The 15,875-nt window shown below is 65.8% G+C and carries 10 protein-coding genes; 4 read left to right on the forward strand and 6 right to left on the reverse strand.

What is annotated here, in order from left to right; translation table 11 throughout:
- Positions 1-147 precede the first annotated feature (147 nt).
- From glgX to treY, 4 genes are read left to right on the forward strand one after another with little or no spacing between them, the layout of a single operon-like run.
- Complete coding sequence (glgX, locus tag U1763_RS01440; protein WP_332753796.1) at positions 148-2,265, forward strand: glycogen debranching protein GlgX; 2,118 nt, start codon at positions 148-150, stop codon at positions 2,263-2,265.
- Positions 2,265-3,968, forward strand: a complete 1,704-nt coding sequence (gene treZ, locus U1763_RS01445) for a malto-oligosyltrehalose trehalohydrolase (protein ID WP_332753797.1) — start codon at positions 2,265-2,267, stop codon at positions 3,966-3,968. Before glgX ends, treZ begins: the two co-directional genes overlap by 1 nt.
- On the forward strand, positions 3,965-5,941 hold the full coding sequence (gene malQ / locus U1763_RS01450) for a 4-alpha-glucanotransferase (protein ID WP_332753798.1): 1,977 nt from the start codon (positions 3,965-3,967) through the stop codon (positions 5,939-5,941). Before treZ ends, malQ begins: the two co-directional genes overlap by 4 nt.
- Positions 5,938-8,364 carry a malto-oligosyltrehalose synthase gene (gene treY / locus U1763_RS01455; RefSeq protein ID WP_332753799.1) on the forward strand — a complete coding sequence of 809 codons (2,427 nt, stop codon included), beginning with the start codon at positions 5,938-5,940 and terminating at the stop codon, positions 8,362-8,364. Before malQ ends, treY begins: the two co-directional genes overlap by 4 nt.
- Before the next feature lie 4 nt (positions 8,365-8,368).
- On the opposite strand, the gene U1763_RS01460 is transcribed toward treY, so the two are convergent.
- The 6 genes from U1763_RS01460 to U1763_RS01485 form a co-directional block, all read right to left on the reverse strand.
- Positions 8,369-9,397, reverse strand: a complete 1,029-nt coding sequence (locus tag U1763_RS01460) for a c-type cytochrome (protein ID WP_332753800.1) — start codon at positions 9,395-9,397, stop codon at positions 8,369-8,371.
- A complete protein-coding gene (locus U1763_RS01465; RefSeq protein WP_332753801.1) occupies positions 9,394-10,014 on the reverse strand; it encodes a cytochrome c oxidase assembly protein in 621 nt (206 codons plus the stop codon). Before U1763_RS01465 ends, U1763_RS01460 begins: the two co-directional genes overlap by 4 nt.
- Positions 10,011-10,430: a hypothetical protein gene (locus U1763_RS01470; protein WP_132896365.1), complete on the reverse strand. Its 420-nt coding sequence runs from the start codon at positions 10,428-10,430 to the stop codon at positions 10,011-10,013. The genes U1763_RS01465 and U1763_RS01470 overlap by 4 nt, the downstream gene beginning before the upstream one ends.
- The gene (ctaD, locus tag U1763_RS01475) at positions 10,427-12,973 is read right to left on the reverse strand and encodes a cytochrome c oxidase subunit I (protein WP_332753802.1); all 2,547 of its coding nucleotides are present in this window, start codon (positions 12,971-12,973) and stop codon (positions 10,427-10,429) included. The genes U1763_RS01470 and ctaD overlap by 4 nt, the downstream gene beginning before the upstream one ends.
- The gene (locus U1763_RS01480) at positions 12,970-13,938 is read right to left on the reverse strand and encodes a cytochrome c oxidase subunit II (protein ID WP_332753803.1); all 969 of its coding nucleotides are present in this window, start codon (positions 13,936-13,938) and stop codon (positions 12,970-12,972) included. Before U1763_RS01480 ends, ctaD begins: the two co-directional genes overlap by 4 nt.
- 184 nt (positions 13,939-14,122) lie before the next feature.
- Entirely contained in the window at positions 14,123-15,718 is a 1,596-nt protein-coding gene (locus U1763_RS01485; RefSeq protein WP_332753804.1) for an isocitrate lyase, read from the reverse strand.
- Positions 15,719-15,875: the final 157 nt, after the last annotated feature.

Here is a 15,875-nt window from a genome sequence, read left to right on the forward strand (position 1 = left end):
ATCGGATGGAATAAGGCATGGGCGTGTCCCTTGATACGTAGAGGAGTACGGCGAAAACTCGCTGCTCGATGCGGAACATAGGAAGCGGCGGGCGGGTTTCACGCCAAGGAATGCTGCACCGCGATAAAGCCGCGGCAGCGACGACAGATGGGGGTCTTCACGTTGCATCTACTGCCCGACACGCTCGACGCCGGCACGGCCTATCCGCTCGGCGCGACCTTCGACGGTCTCGGCGTCAATTTCGCGGTCTATTCCGCCAATGCCGAGAAGATCGAACTCTGCGTCTATGACGAGACCGGCCGCCGTGAGCTGAAGCGCTATCCGCTGCCCGAATGGACCGACGAAGTCTGGCACGGCTACCTCCCCGACGCGCAGCCCGGCCTCGTCTACGGCTACCGCGCGCATGGCCGTTATGCGCCGGAAGAGGGCCACCGCTTCAACCCCAACAAGCTGCTGCTCGATCCGTACGCCAAGCAGATGATCGGCGAACTCCGCTGGACCGACGCGATGTACGGATATCAGGTCAAGTCGCCGCGCGCAGACCTGAGCTTCGACAAGCGCGACAGCGCGCTGACGATGCCCAAGGGCGTCGTAACGGACAGCCATTTCGACTGGTCGCGCGACGTGCGCCCGAACACGCCGTGGTCCGAGACGGTGATCTACGAGGCGCATACCAAGGGCCTGACCAAGCTGTTCGAGGAGGTTCAACCCTCCGAACGCGGCACCTTCGCGGCGCTCGGCAACCCCAAGGTCATCGATCACCTCAAGCGCCTCGGCGTTACCGCGCTCGAGCTGCTGCCGATCCACACCTATATCCAGGACCGCTTCCTCCAGGAAAAGGGTCTGCGCAATTATTGGGGGTATAATACCCTCAACTTCTTCACCCCCGAGCGCTCGTTCTTCGCCACCGACAGCCACGACGAACTCCGCCGTTCGATCCGCCGGCTGCATGCGGCCGGGATCGAGGTGATCCTCGATGTCGTCTACAACCACACCTGCGAAGGCTCGGAACAAGGTCCGACGCTATCGTGGCGCGGTCTCGACAACGCGAGCTACTACCGCCTCGTCAAGGACGACCCGCGCTACTCGATCAACGACACCGGCACCGGCAACACGTTGAACCTGACCAAGGCGCGCGTGATCCAGATGGTCGCGGACTCGCTGCGGTATTGGGCGACCAGCTTCGGCATCGACGGCTTCCGCTTCGATCTAGGGCTGACGCTGGGGCGGACGGACACCGGCTTCGATCCGGGCGCAGGGTTCTTCGACGTCCTCCGCCAGGACCCGGTGCTGGGCAGGCTGAAGCTCATCACCGAGCCCTGGGACATCGGCCCCGGCGGCTATCAGCTTGGCAACTTCCCCCCCGGTTTTGCCGAGTGGAACGACAAGTACCGCGACACCGTGCGCAAATTCTGGCGTGGCGACCACGCGCAGCGCGCCGATCTCGCCGCGCGCCTGACCGGCTCGGCCGATCTGTTCGACCGCCGCGCACGCCGCCCCTGGGCCAGCGTCAACCTGCTCGGCGCGCATGACGGCTACACGCTCGCCGACACCGTCGCCTACGAGGAACGCCACAACGAAGCGAACGGTGAAGACAACAACGACGGTCACTCGAACAACTGCTCCCGCAACTGGGGCGTCGAAGGCCCGACCAAGGACCCCGCGATCCTAGAGACCCGGTCGCGAGTAATGCGCTCGATGCTGACCACGCTGTTCGCCTCGCTCGGCACGCCGATGCTGGTCGCGGGTGACGAGTTCGGCCGCACGCAGAACGGCAACAACAACGCGTATTGCCAAGACAACGAGATCAGCTGGCTCGATTGGGAGAAGGCGAAGTCTCCCGAAGGCGATGCGCTAATCGACTTCACCGCGCGGCTGATCGCGCTCCGCCGCGACTACCCGATGCTCCGCGCGGGCAACTTCCTCTACGGCGACGACACGCCTGCGGAAGGCCTCAAGGACATCGAATGGTGGGATGAACGCGGTCTGCAACTGACTTCGGAAGATTGGGAGAACACCAACGGCCGCGCGCTGGTGATGCGCCGCGCGTGCGAGCGGGACTCGGGCGAGGTGCAAGTGATCTCGCTGTTCCTGAACGCCTCGGAAGGCCCGCTGACCTTCCACATGCCGCCCCCGGCCGACGTCGAGCGCACCGTGCTGATCGACAGCAGCAGGACCGACCAGCCGGCGACGCCGATCAAGGACAGCTATGAGCTCCCCCCGCAGGGTGCGGCGTTGCTGACCTGGACGATCGCAGCAGCATGATGGCCTGGGGACCTACGCTCGCCGAAGACGGGACGACCTTCCGCTTCTGGGCACCCGATCGCGATGCGGTGACGCTGGAGATCGCTGAGGGCAACGCGGTTCCCATGACCCGCGAGGGGGAGGGCTGGTTTAGTGCTAAGGCCCCGGTCGGTGCGGGCGCACGGTACCGGTTCCGACTTGCGGACGATCTGACTGTTCCGGACCCGGCTTCGCGTGCACAGGACGGCGGCGTTCATGGTTGGAGCGTGGTCGTCGACCAGGCCTATGTGTGGCGGACCCCGGACTGGCGCGGCCGCCCGTGGGAAGAGATGGTCATCCAGGAGGTCCATGTCGGCACGCTTGACGGCTTCGCCGGCGTCGCGGACGAGCTCCCGGCGATCGCCGCGCTGGGCATCACGGGAATCGAACTCATGCCCGTCAACGCGTTCGGCGGCACCCGCAATTGGGGCTATGACGGCGTGCTGCCCTACGCTCCCGCCGAAAGCTACGGAACGCCCGACGAGCTGAAAGCGCTGGTCGATCGCGCCCACGAACTCGGCCTCGCGGTGTTTCTCGACGTCGTCTACAATCACTTCGGCCCCGATGGAAACTACCTTAGCGCCTATGCGAAAGGCTTCTTCCACGCGGAGGTCGACACTCCCTGGGGCGGCGCGGTCGCGGTCGACCAGGCGCCGGTCCACCGCTATTTCGTCGATAACGCGCTGATGTGGCTGAACGAGTACAAGTTCGACGGCCTTCGCTTCGACGCAGTCCATGCGATCGAAAACGACGCCTTCCTCGACGCGATGGCCGCCGAGCTGCGCGAGAAGACCGCCCGTCGCCACGTCCACCTCGTCCTCGAGAACGAGGGCAACGACGCCGACCGCCTCCACCCCGCCGCGTTCGATGCGCAGTGGAACGACGACTTCCACAACGTCCTCCACGTCCTGCTCACCGGCGAAACCAGCGCCTATTACGCCGACTTCGCCGACCGCCCCGCCGACCGCCTCGCGCGCTGCCTCGGCGAAGGCTTCATCTACCAGGGCGAAGGCTCGCCCAACCATGACGGCAAGCCGCGCGGCAAGCCCAGCGCGCATTTGTCGCCGACTGCATTCGTCGCGTTCCTCCAGAACCACGACCAGATCGGCAACCGCGCGATGGGCGAGCGCCTGACGCTGCTCGCCGACCGCCAGAAGCTTCGTGCGGCCACCGCGCTGCTCCTGCTCGGCCCGCAGATCCCGTTGCTGTTCATTGGCGACGACCACGGCAGCGAAAGCCCGTTCCTGTTCTTCACCGACTTTCACGACGAGCTAGCGGACGCGGTTCGCGAAGGCAGAAGGAAAGAGTTCGCCAAGTTCGCGGCCTTCGCCGACCCCGAAGCGCGCGAGGCGATCCCAGACCCCAACGCACACGAAACCTTCCTCCAATCGCGAGCACGGCCCGGCGCCGATGCGGCCGAGTGGCAGGACCTGTACCGCGCCCTGCTCAAGATCCGACACGAGCAGATCATCCCCCGCCTGCGCGACACGACCGCAATCGGCGCCGAGGCGATCGGGAAGGGGGCGGTCGTCGCGCGCTGGCGGATGGGTGACGGCGCTATCCTGACAATTGCACTCAACCTCGGCAACGATGTCGTTGGTTTTCCTCCACTAGAGGTTTCGCCGATTTTCGCCGAGGGCGAACCGGGGGAGGCTGCTAGCGTGGCAGTATGGCTGGATCGATGAGCAGCCTGCGAACACTCGCTGTCGCGGCCGGCCTGCAACCCGAATGGCAGGACGCAGCGGGTCGTCGCCAGACCGTCGCCGACGATGCGCTGCGGGCGATCCTGAACTGCCTGGGCCATCCGTCCGGAAGTGAAAAGCAGATCGCCGAAAGCCTCGCCGCGATCGAAGCGCGAAACGCGCAAGGTGTCCGTTTCTTGTCCGTCGATGTGGAAGACCCGATCCGGCTGACATCGAAGGTATTAGGCAACGCCGAACTTACGTTCGAGGACGGTACGACGCGCTCCGTCACGGTCGATAACGGTGAGTTGAGGCCGATAAGCAAAAGCGGCTACCACAAGCTTGAAATCAATGGCGAAGTCATCGACATTCTCGTCGCACCGCGCCGCTGCTACACGATCGCCGATGCGCTACCGGGCCGCAAACTCTGGGCGCCCGCCGTCCAGATCCCGAGCCTGCGCACCGATGCGCCGAAGGCGTTCGGTGACTTCGTTTCGCTCGCAGACGCCGCCCGAGCCTTTGGCCAGCGCGGCGCCGATGCCCTCGCGATCAGTCCGACGCACGCGTTGTTCCCCGCCGACGCCAGCCGATACAGCCCCTACGCACCCTCAAGCCGGCAGTTCCTCAACGGGCTCTACGGCGACCCGGCGGCATTTGGTGCAAAGTTCGACAGCCGCGACTGCCCCGAACTGATCGACTGGCACGCCGCGATCCCCGAAAATCTCGCGCGACTACGCAAGAGCTTCGACCAAGTGCTTCCACAGATTGAAGAAACCCTGACGGACTTCAGGCGGCAAGGCGGCGACGACCTCGAACGCCATGCTGAGTTCGACACCCTCCACGCGCACTTCTTCGCGACCACCCGCGCACGCGGCTGGCAGCAATGGCCCGCCGAGTATCACGATTTCGCCAGCCCGACCGTCCGCCGCTTCGTTGCGGAACATGCGGACGACGTTACGTTCTACATCTTCCTTCAATGGCTAGCCCGCCGCGACCTCGACGCCGCGCAGGCCGCTGCCAAGGACGCCGGCATGGCGGTCGGGCTCATCGCGGATCTTGCCGTGGGCATGGACCCGGGCGGCAGTCATGGCTGGAGTCGCCGCGGCGACCTGCTGACCGGCCTGTCGATCGGCGCACCGCCCGATCCGCTCGGGCCGGATGGGCAAAGCTGGGGCATCACCGGGTTCGATCCGCAAGCGCTGCGGGATACCGCCTTTGCCCCGTTCATTGCTACGATCCGCTCAGCGCTCACACACGCCGGCGGCATTCGGATTGACCACGCGTTCGGCCTTCGCCGCCTCTGGATCGTCCCCGAAGGCGCCTCAGCCGCAGAGGGCGCGTATCTGGACATGCCGTTCGGTGACATGATGCGGATCATCGCCATGGAATCGCAGCGGGCGAAAGCGATCGTTATCGGCGAAGACCTCGGCACTGTTCCCGACGGCTTCCGCGAGGCGATGGACGCGCGCGCGATGCTCGGGATGCGCGTGCTCTGGTTCGAGCGCGATGCGGACGGCTTCGTGCCCCCGGCGAAATGGTCTCCCGAGGCGGTGGCGATGACCGGCACGCACGATCTGGCGACGATCGCAGGCTGGTGGAGCGGGCGCGACATCGACTGGACGTGGGACCTCGGTCGCAAATCCGACGCGGTCGACGAACAAGCAGACCGGGCGGCCCGCGCCGAGGATCGGACCGCTCTCTGGTCCGCGTTCGACACGGGCATCGACCAACCCGCGCTTGAACATACCGCGGCGGTGGTCGACGCGGCTATCTCGCATGTCGCCAGCACGCCTTGCGCACTCGCGATCATCCCCATCGAGGACCTCGCTGGGCTGATCGAGCAACCGAACCTGCCCGGCACGATCGACGAACATCCCAATTGGCGCCGTCGCATCCCCGACACGACCGAGACGCTCCTGCAACGTCCCGACGTCGCCATCCGCATCGCCACGCTCAACGCCGCGAGACCATCATGACCCCCCGCGCAACCTATCGCTTCCAGTTCCACAAGGATTTCACCTTCGCCGACGCGGAAGCGCTGGTGCCGTATCTCGACGCGCTCGGGATCAGCCACCTCTACGCGTCGCCGATCACCACCGCCCACAGCGGCTCGACCCACGGCTACGACGTCGTCGACCCTACCCGGATCAATCCCGAACTCGGCGGTGAAGAGGCGTTCCGCAACCTAGTCGCAGCACTCCGCGCGCGCGGTATGGGCGTCATCATCGACATCGTGCCCAACCACATGGGCGTTGCCGGTGGTGAGAATGCGTGGTGGAATGATGTTCTAGCAGACGGTGAAACCAGCGAATTCGCCCGCTACTTCGACATCGACTGGCGTGAGAAGCTCGTGCTCCCGATCCTCGGCGATCCGCTCGCCGAAACGCTGGCCAGCGGCGCGCTCAAGGTCAAGCAGGTCGACGGCCGCTATGTCCTCGAAGCGTACGGCGAACACCGCCTGCCGATCCGGGACGAAGATCAGCCCACCGCAGCGACCGACGATATCGCTGCGCTGGTCGATCGCCAGCATTACCGTCTCGCCTCCTGGCGCGTCGCGAATGACGAACTGAACTGGCGGCGGTTCTTTACCATCAACGACCTTGCCGGCCTACGCGCCGAAGACCCGGTCGTGTTCGAGGCAACACACGCGCTCTATTTCCGCCTGTATGCCGAGGGCCTGATCGACGGCGTCCGGGTCGATCACGTCGACGGGCTGACCGACCCCGCCGGCTATTGCCGCCAGCTCCGTACGAGGTTCGATGCGATCGAGCGTCCTGCCGATGTGCCACCCGGCCCCGCCTACATCGTCATTGAGAAGATTCTTGCCGACGGCGAACCGCTCGCGACCGACTGGGGCGTCGATGGCACAAGCGGCTACGATTTTATGGAGCAGGTCACGGCCTTGCTCCATGCCCCCGCCGGCGCCGAACCGCTCGCCAAACTTTGGGCGGACATAAGCGGGAGGTCTGCCGACTTCGCGCCCGAGGAACTGCGCGCGCGACAGGAATTGCTGGCGTGGCAGTTCGATGGCCAGCGCCGCCGTTGTGTTGAAGCTTTCGTCGCGCTCGCTCGATCGACGCCCGAATGTGATGGCCTAACGCGTGGTATGCTCGACCGCGCGATCGAGCGCCTGCTGTGGGTCTTTCCCGTCTATCGTACCTATGGAACGGGCGATTCCGCCCCGGCAGCAGACGCCGCGATTCGCGAGACGGTCCGCCAACGCGTGGCTCAATTTGTGCCGCCGGGCGAGGACGCGGTGGTCGAGCGGATCCTCGTATGGCTGGCAGGCGAGGGGCCTGGGGATGCAAAGCTCGCCGCCGAGGCAGTGCGGAAATTCCAGCAACTCTCCGCGCCGATTGCGGCCAAGGCGGTCGAGGACACCGCGTTCTACCGCTATGGTCGCCTGCTATCGCGCAACGACGTCGGATTCGACGCCGCCCGCATGTCGCTCGATATCGACGAGTTCCACGCGGCTATGGTCGAGCGCGCCCGCGATTGGCCGGCGGCGATGCTCGCGACCGCCACGCATGACCACAAGCGTGGCGAAGACGTCCGTGCACGGCTCGCGGTGCTGAGCGAAGTGCCCGACCTCTGGGGGGCGCGCGTGGAACGATGGCGCGAACTCGCCGCGCCGTTTGCCGACGGGGTCGATCCCGCCGACGCGTATATGCTGCTCCAGACGCTGTTTGGCGCTTGGCCCGAGCGCCTGACTGCATCGGATACAGAAGGATTGTCGGACTTTGCCGAGCGGATCGTTGCGTGGCAGGAAAAGGCGTTGCGTGAAGCCAAGCTGCGCTCGTCCTGGGAGGCGCCGGACGAGGCTTACGAGGGCCGCTGTCACGGGCTGGCACGCGCGCTGCTCGATCCCGCGCAATCGCAAGCTTTCCTCGACGACATGACCGCGTTCGTCGGGCGGATCGCACCCGCGGCGGCGGCGAACGGCCTTGCGCAGGTCGCGCTGCGCTACACCGTTCCCGGCGTCCCCGATCTGTATCAGGGCACGGAGATCGCCGACCTGAGCCTGGTCGATCCCGACAACCGTCGTCCGGTCGATTACGCGCAGCTTCAGTCTTCGCTAGCCGCTGATACGCCCGCCAAGATGGCGCTGATCCGGCAACTTCTCGGGCTGCGACGGACGCATCCGAGATTGTTCTCTGAGGGACGTTACGAGCCCATCGCGTTAAGCGGTATCCGCGCCGACCACGCCATTGCGTTTCGTCGGATCGGTCCGGACGCAATTTTGCGGTGTGTGATCCCGCTACGCTGTGCCGAGCGCTATCTCGACCGGATCGACGCCCGCGACTGGTGGAGCGATACCGCGCTCGCATCAGGCGAAGCGCTCGCCGATCTGCTCGGCGAGCGTTCCGTTTCGATCGAGATGCTGCCCGCGCAAGGCTGAGCGATCAGCGGCCTGCGAGATAGTGGGCGAGCGGGTCGATCATGTCCTCCGGGATGCGGCGGGCGATGACCGGCATCGTCGACTGCGATTTGCGAGCATCGACCACCGTCTCGTCGCCGCGCCAGTTGCGGAGGCGTTGCGCGATGTAGCTGGCGCGCTGGCCGGCGAGGACGGGGTAGGGCTTGCCGGGGGCGTGGCAGCTCGCACAGGCGGGGAGCTGAACCTTCGGCAGGCCCTCACGGTCGATTTTCGCGGCCTCGGTCGAGCCCGACGGCGTGACGCTGCCGATACCCTTCATCGCTGCGAACTGATCCGCCAATCGCGTCATCTCGGCGAGCGTCAGCGTCGCGGCGGCGTTCGCCATGACCGCGCTTTGGCGCTTACCGGTCGCATAGGCCTCCAGTGCTGCACGGAGATACGCCGGGCTCTGGCCGCCGAGTACGGGCATGTCGGGCTGGTTGCGACCTCGCCCGTCCGCGCCGTGGCAGCCGGCGCAGGTCGCGATCTTCGCATCTGCAACGCCAGGCACTTCGGTCAGCGAGCGATAGGTCGCGGGCGTCATCTCCGGCAACAGGCGGACGAAGGCCACCATGCGGCGGACTTCGTCGTCGCGGTCCTTCGCGGCCCAGCCGGGCATCCCGGTGTATTTGACGCCGTGCTTGAGGATCCAGAAGATCTGCTTGTCGGTCCACTCGCGCGCGTTGATCGACAGGTCTGGGGCAGGGGGCGTCGCTGCCTGCATCACCGGGAGCGGGCGGACGCCGGGCGCGCCGTGGCACGACGCGCAGCTTGCCTTGAACAGGCCGGCGGCGCTGACAAGGCCTTCGTTCACCTTGGGATCGTCGGGGGCGGTGACCGCGGCGTAGGTGCGAACCGAGTTGCGCATCGTCCAGTGGAGGAACCAGTCGGTGATCTTCCAATGGCCCGACGAGGCGGCGATATTGAACACGCCGGACCATGCGAACAACAGCCCGGCGAGCGCCAGCGCGACGATGGCGGCGGCGGCGCGCGCCCAAGTAATCCGGATCGTCATGCCGTCGCGCTCCGTGTCTTCAACAGTCCGCCGAGCATGGCTAGCCCGCCGATGAAATAGCTCGCCGCGCCGACCATCAGCATGACGACGCCGCCAAGTTGCTGGTCTTCGAGTGCGTCGAGGCCGTGTGTAGCCGGATGCATCGCCATCATCGCGTAGAGCGGTCGGGGGGCGAGACCGATCAGCGCTCCGAGCAGGGTCATGTGCATCGAGGTCAGCAACAAGGCTGCCACGCCTGATGCGCGACGGTCGGTCGCACCGCCAATGCGCGTCCCGAGCACAGCGCTCCACAGGAGGACGCCCGCAATGAGGAAGCTCGCCTGTTCGATCAACAAAGCCAGTGGCTGCATATCGACGCGCAGCCTCAGCGCGGGGAGGTGCCAGATCCAAACTACGACCAGCTCGGCCAGTGACATCGCGAGCGGGGTTACGATCGCGGGCCAGCGCTCGGCCGGGTCCCAGCGCGAACCGGCGATCCCGTAGGCCAGGAACGGCGCGGCGACCGCGACCGCGATCATGTGTCCGGTCATATGCCCGACCATACCCAGCGGTGCGGCCGCGAAGGCCCAGCCGAGCGGGACTAGCGCGGCGCCCAGTGCGAGGCTCGCGCGTCTCATCGGCAATCGCCGAAGATGATGACCGGGAGCGCCGTAAAGATCACCGCAACGAAGCTCAGGCCCGCCAGCAACCGCGTCGACAGCGCGAGAAAACGGAGGCGGTCGATTGCGGTGCCCTGTTCGTGCGGCGGCGGATCACCAGGTGTCTCCGACTGGACACGCGCGATATAGCCCGCTGCGACGATGCCGAGCAGTGCCGCGATCGTCGCGATCAGCGTCGCCAGCGGGAAGCCATTCAACGCCGTCCCTGGCGCCGACGATTTCGCGCACGTCACCGCGACCCACAGATAGCAGAACAGGAAATGCACCGCCCAGATCGTCGGCGGGATGATCAACGTCCACAGCGTGACCTTGAGGTCACGCGCCCAATGCTTGCGGTTGGACTCGAGCTGGCGGTCGGAGTCGGGCTTCGTCATGCGACCCCCGGGAACAGGCCGATCGTGCAGAACGTCACGATGCCGGTCAGCGCGAGGAAGTGGTGGTACACGGTGATGTTGCGCAGGTCCGCGTCATAGACCGGCGTCATCTTCCCCGCGAGGCTGCGCGCCAACGTATAGCCCTGCATGATGACCCCGATCGCGGCGTGCACCGCGGTCCAGATCGCCAGCGTCCAGACGATCGCGGGATAAACGTGGAGTTCGGGATCGAGCCCGGAATACCACGGTCCGGCGAGCCCGGCGAACAGGCTGGTCAGCGTCGCCACGATCCCGACCACCAGCAGCGCCCGGCCCGCGCCGACGTTGCCGCGGCGATGCACTTCGCGCGCGCCGACGGTCGCGGCCCAGCCGGTGAGGGTGAGCGCGAGCGCGACCATCGGCCAGAACACGCCCGGCCCGTTCAGCCCTGCGCCGCTCGGCGGGAAGTCGTTGTGGATCGTCCAGAAGAAGAAATACCCGAAGACCAACCCAGAGAACGCGGTCGCGTCCGCCATCATCGTGATGAACATCGCCCACCAGCCCGGCGCCGATGGGCCGGAAGTGTGGAGCGGCACCTCGATCCCGTGGCCGATATGCTTGGTCGGCTTTTCTGGGATCTCGGCGGTCCCGGTCCACAGCCACCAGAGCACGCAGGCGAGCGTCGCGACGCCGCTGACCGCCGACCAGATATACAGATGGTAGGTCGTCAGGATGAACACACCCGCGAGCGCGACCGCGGTCATCATCGGCTTCACGCTCGGCGTACCGAGGCGGATCACCTGCACCGGGCGCGCGTCGAGCACGGAGGTGACGATCGACTCGCGCCGCATCTCCTCAGCGTCGGGCAGAAAGAAGCGGCCCTCGTCGACCTTCTGGACGAAGTTCTTCTGGTCCCAGATCGGATAGCGGCTCTCGATCAGCGGCACCGAGCGGATACCCCAATCCTCGTCGTCGGGTAGCGCGAGCCATTCGAGCGTGCCGGCGTTCCACGGATTGCGCGGGGCCTTGGGGCGGCGCGGCGACAGTGCGAGGTCGATGCAGACGATGACGACGCCGAGCGCGAACATGTACGACCCGATCGTCGAGGTGAGGTTGAGCCCGCCGATCCCGAGTTCCTCGGGATAGGTGAACACGCGCCGCGGCATCCCGAGCAGCCCCGACAGGTGCATCGGGAAGAACGTCACGTTCATCCCCACGAACATGATCCAGAACGCGATCCGCCCGAGCCTGTCGCTGAGCTTCTTGCCGGTGATCAATGGCCAGTAATAATAGAGCCCGGCGAACAGCGGCAGCAGCGTGCCGCCGATCAGCACGTAATGCAGATGCGCGACGATGAAATAGGTGTCGTGCGCCTGCCAGTCGAACGGGGCCACGGCCACCATCACGCCGGTCAGGCCGCCGATCACGAACACCGCCAGGCTTCCGCTCGCGTACAGCAACGGCGTCGATTTCTTGACGTTGCCCGCCCAGAGCGTCGCGATGAACACGAAGATCTGCACACCGGTCGGGATCGCCACCGCTTCCGACGCCGCCGCGAAGAAGGCGAGGCTGATCTTGGGGAGCCCGGTCGTGAACATGTGGTGGACCCACAGCCCGAAGCTCAGGAATGCGGTCCCGACCGCGGCCAGCACGATCCACGGATAGCCGAGCAGATGCCGCTGCGCGAACGTCGGGATCAGCATCGCGAACAGCGCGATCGACGGCAGGAAGACGATGTAGACTTCCGGATGCCCGAAGATCCAGAACAGGTGCTGCCACAGCAGCGGGTCGCCACCCTTCTCCGCGTTGAAGAACGGCCAGTTCAGCAGCCGCTCCATCTCGAACAGCACGTCGCCCGCGATCAGCGGCGGGAACGCGAACAGGATCATCACCGCGACGACCAGGATGTACCAGGCGTAGAGCGGCATCAGGTTGAGCCGCATGCCCGGCGGGCGGCATTTCAGCACGCCGACGATCAGCTCGACCGCGGCCGCGACCGACGACACCTCGATGAAGCTCAGCCCCAGCATCCAGATATCCGCGCCAAGCCCGCTGAGGTCGGTCCGCGTTGTCAGCGGCGGGTACATGAACCAGCCGCCATCGGGCGCCGCGTCGAAGAAGATCGAGCCCGACACGAACACGCCGCCAATCAGGAAGCTCCAGTATCCGAACGACGACAGCCGCGGAAACGGCAGGTCGCGTGCGCCGAGCAGCTGCGGCAACAGGATGATCGACACCGCCTCGAACATCGGTACCGCGAACAGGAACATCATCATCGAGCCGTGCAGCGTGAACAGCTGGTTGAACGTGTTCGCCGTGACGAGATCGTTGTTCGGCACCGCCAGCTGCGTGCGCATGATCAGCGCGAGCACGCCCGCGAACAGCATGAAGCCGAACGCGGTTAGCGTGTACCAGACGCCGATCCGGTTGTTGTTGACGTCGGTCCAGCGGAAGAACCAGCCGGTGGGCGGCTTCCACACTTCACGCAGGCGATCCTCCTGGCCTTTCCGCACCGCAGGATCGTTCTGATCGGGCGCGACATAGGGGGTGCTCTCGGTGGTCATTTGAGCCCCTGAAGGTAGCTGGCGATTTGGTCGGCTTCGGCGGCCGACATCTGCGGGAAGGCGGGCATCCGCACGCCGGGCTTGGTCTTGCCCGGATCGCGGACGAAGCCGGCGATATTGGCGTGCGTCATCGGCAGCACACCCGCGGCGAGCGTCGGGCGCGAGCCGAAGTGGGTGAGGTCGGGGCCGATCTTCGCGACGGGCCCGACGCCGCGGACGCTGTGGCAGCCGCTACAGCCATAGCTTGCGAACAGGCGCGCGCCGGGCGATGCGGTGACGGTTGCGGGGCGGGCCTGCCCGGCGAGCCAACGCTCGAAGGCGGCCGGCTCCATCGCGATCACGTCGAATGCCATCAGCGCATGGCCGAGCCCGCAGAACTCCGCACAGACGCCGCGGTACGTCCCAGCCTTGGTCGCGCGGACCACGAGGCGGTTGGTGCGGCCGGGGATCATGTCCATCTTGCCAGCGAGGCCTGGCACCCAGAAGCTGTGGATGACGTCGGGGCTGCGCAGCGACAGTTCGACGGTGCGTCCGACGGGCAGGCGCAGTTCGTTGGCCGCCTCGACCACCGATCCGCCCGGCGGCGCATAGCGGACCCGCCACCAGAATTGCTCGCCCTCGACGCCGATCCGCAGATCGTTGTTCGCAACTTCACGTGGGCGCATCGCGGGGAGGGCGTAGAGCAGCAGGCCTAGCAGCAGGATCGAAGGCCCGATGCCGCCGAGCCACAGCACCAGCTTCATCCCGCCCTTGTGCGTCAGCCGACCCTCGGGTGCGCGCATCGCGTGGCGCATCAGCAGCGTGAGCCCGCCCGCGAGAATGATCGCGCCGATGACCAGAACGATGGTGATCGAGAGGACCTTGTCCGCTTCCTCGCCGAACGGCGCGAGCGTCGACTGGTGTCGGTTGCACGCTGCCAACAATGGCAGGCACGCGCCCACGGAAAGAAAAATAGCCTTCCGCATCATCACCTTGCCACCCTTTGGAAGGGGGTCCCCTAGCGGTGAGGGCAGGGCGGCGTAAACCCGAAAATGACAATTATTTCATGTATGGACGGAGCGCTGTCGCTTATCTTCGATTAGGATTCGCCGTTCAACGGCGCTGGCCCCGTCCAGAGTCGATGCCGGAGCTTGCGCTCCGGTATCGAGATCAGGCGGCGAACTGGTTCATCGTGTTGTGCGCGCCGCCGGCTTTCAACGCCGCCTCGCCTGCGAAATACTCCTTGTGATCGTCGCCGAGGTCGGAGCCGGACATGTTCTGGTGCTTGACGCAGGCGATGCCCTCGCGAATCTCCTTGCGCTGAACACCCCTCACATAGCCCAGCATCCCAGCGTCGCCGAAATACTCCTTGGCGAGGTTGTCGGTCGACAGCGCCGCGGTGTGATAGGTCGGCAGCGTGATCAGATGGTGGAAGATGCCGGCGCGCTTGGCCGAATCCGCCTGGAAGGTGCGGATGCGCTCGTCGGCCTCGTCGGCCAGCGCGGTGCCGTCATAGTCGACGCTCATCAGGCGCGCGCGGTCATAGGCGGAGACGTCCTTGCCCTCTTCGACCCAGGCGTCGAACACCTGCTGGCGGAAGTTCAGCGTCCAGTTGAAGCTCGGCGAGTTGTTGTAGACGAGCTTCGCGTTCGGCACGACTTCGCGGATGCGGTCGACCATGCTGGCGATCTGTTCGATGTGCGGCTTCTCGGTCTCGATCCAGAGCAGGTCGGCGCCGTTTTGTAGCGACGCGATGCAATCCATGACGCAGCGATCCTCGCCGGTGCCGGCGCGGAACTGGAACAGGTTGGAGGGCAGGCGCTTCGGGCGGAGCAGCTTGCCGTCGCGGTTGAGGATGACGTCGCCGTTCTGCGCGGTGGCAGGGTCGATCTCCTCGCAGTCGAGGTAGGAGTTATACTGGTCGCCGAGGTCGCCCGCCTCTTTGCTGACCGCGATCTGCTTGGTGAGGCCCGCACCGAGCGAGTCGGTGCGCGTGACGATAATGCCGTCCTCGACGCCGAGTTCGAGGAACGCGTAGCGGCACGCGCGGACCTTCGCCAAGAAGTCCTCGTGCGGCACGGTGACCTTGCCGTCCTGGTGGCCGCACTGCTTCTCGTCGCTGACCTGGTTCTCGATCTGAAGCGCGCAGGCGCCCGCCTCGATCATCTTCCGCGCGAGCAGATAGGTCGCCTCCGCATTGCCGAAGCCCGCATCGATGTCGGCGATGATCGGCACGACGTGCGTCTGGTGGTTCTCGATCGCGTTGAGCAGGCGCTGTTCCTCGATCGCGTTGCCGGCAGCGCGGGCCGCGTCGACCTCGCGGAACATCATGCCGAGTTCGCGTGCGTCGGCCTGGCGGAGGAAAGTGTAGAGTTCCTCGATCAGCGCGGGGACGCTGGTCTTCTCGTGCATCGACTGGTCGGGCAGCGGGCCGAACTCGCTGCGCATCGCCGCGACCATCCAGCCCGAAAGGTAGAGGTAGCGGCGGTCGGTGGTGCCGAAGTGCTTCTTGATGCTGATCATCTTCTGCTGCGCGATGAACCCGTGCCAGCAGCCTAGCGACTGCGTGTAGTTGGCGGGGTCGGCGTCATAGGCGGCCATGTCCTTGCGCATGATCGCGGCGGTGTAGCGGGCGATGTCGAGGCCGGTGGCGAAGCGGTTCTGCAATCGCATGCGCGCGACCGATTCAGGTGAGATCGCGTCCCAGGTGCCGTTCTGGTCGGCGATGAGGTTGGTGATCCGGGCGATGTGCGTCTGGTAGGTCACGGGCGATCCTTCGCTGCTGCGTTGATCGTCGTGTAGGGTTGTTGACAGGGTTTTGGTCTGGAATGCGGTTGGGGATGAGGTGTGGGTGTCACTGGCCGCGCGCAGGCAGTGTCGTTGTGTAAAAAAGATTACAGAATAGGATTGGCGGGTGCGATAT

The sequence above is a fragment of the Sphingomonas sorbitolis genome (assembly GCF_036663875.1).
Classification (GTDB): domain Bacteria; phylum Pseudomonadota; class Alphaproteobacteria; order Sphingomonadales; family Sphingomonadaceae; genus Sphingomonas.

Excerpts from the sequence above, each read along its gene's own strand:
- glgX (WP_332753796.1), top strand. The coding sequence starts at position 148 with ATGGGGGTCTTCACGTTGCATCTACTGCCCGACACGCTCGACGCCGGC.
- ctaD (WP_332753802.1), bottom strand. The coding sequence starts at position 12,973 with ATGACCACCGAGAGCACCCCCTATGTCGCGCCCGATCAGAACGATCCT.
- U1763_RS01460 (WP_332753800.1), bottom strand. The coding sequence starts at position 9,397 with ATGACGATCCGGATTACTTGGGCGCGCGCCGCCGCCGCCATCGTCGCG.
- malQ (WP_332753798.1), top strand. The coding sequence starts at position 3,965 with ATGAGCAGCCTGCGAACACTCGCTGTCGCGGCCGGCCTGCAACCCGAA.
- U1763_RS01470 (WP_132896365.1), bottom strand. The coding sequence starts at position 10,430 with ATGACGAAGCCCGACTCCGACCGCCAGCTCGAGTCCAACCGCAAGCAT.
- U1763_RS01480 (WP_332753803.1), bottom strand. The coding sequence starts at position 13,938 with ATGCGGAAGGCTATTTTTCTTTCCGTGGGCGCGTGCCTGCCATTGTTG.
- treZ (WP_332753797.1), top strand. The coding sequence starts at position 2,265 with ATGGCCTGGGGACCTACGCTCGCCGAAGACGGGACGACCTTCCGCTTC.
- U1763_RS01465 (WP_332753801.1), bottom strand. The coding sequence starts at position 10,014 with ATGAGACGCGCGAGCCTCGCACTGGGCGCCGCGCTAGTCCCGCTCGGC.
- treY (WP_332753799.1), top strand. The coding sequence starts at position 5,938 with ATGACCCCCCGCGCAACCTATCGCTTCCAGTTCCACAAGGATTTCACC.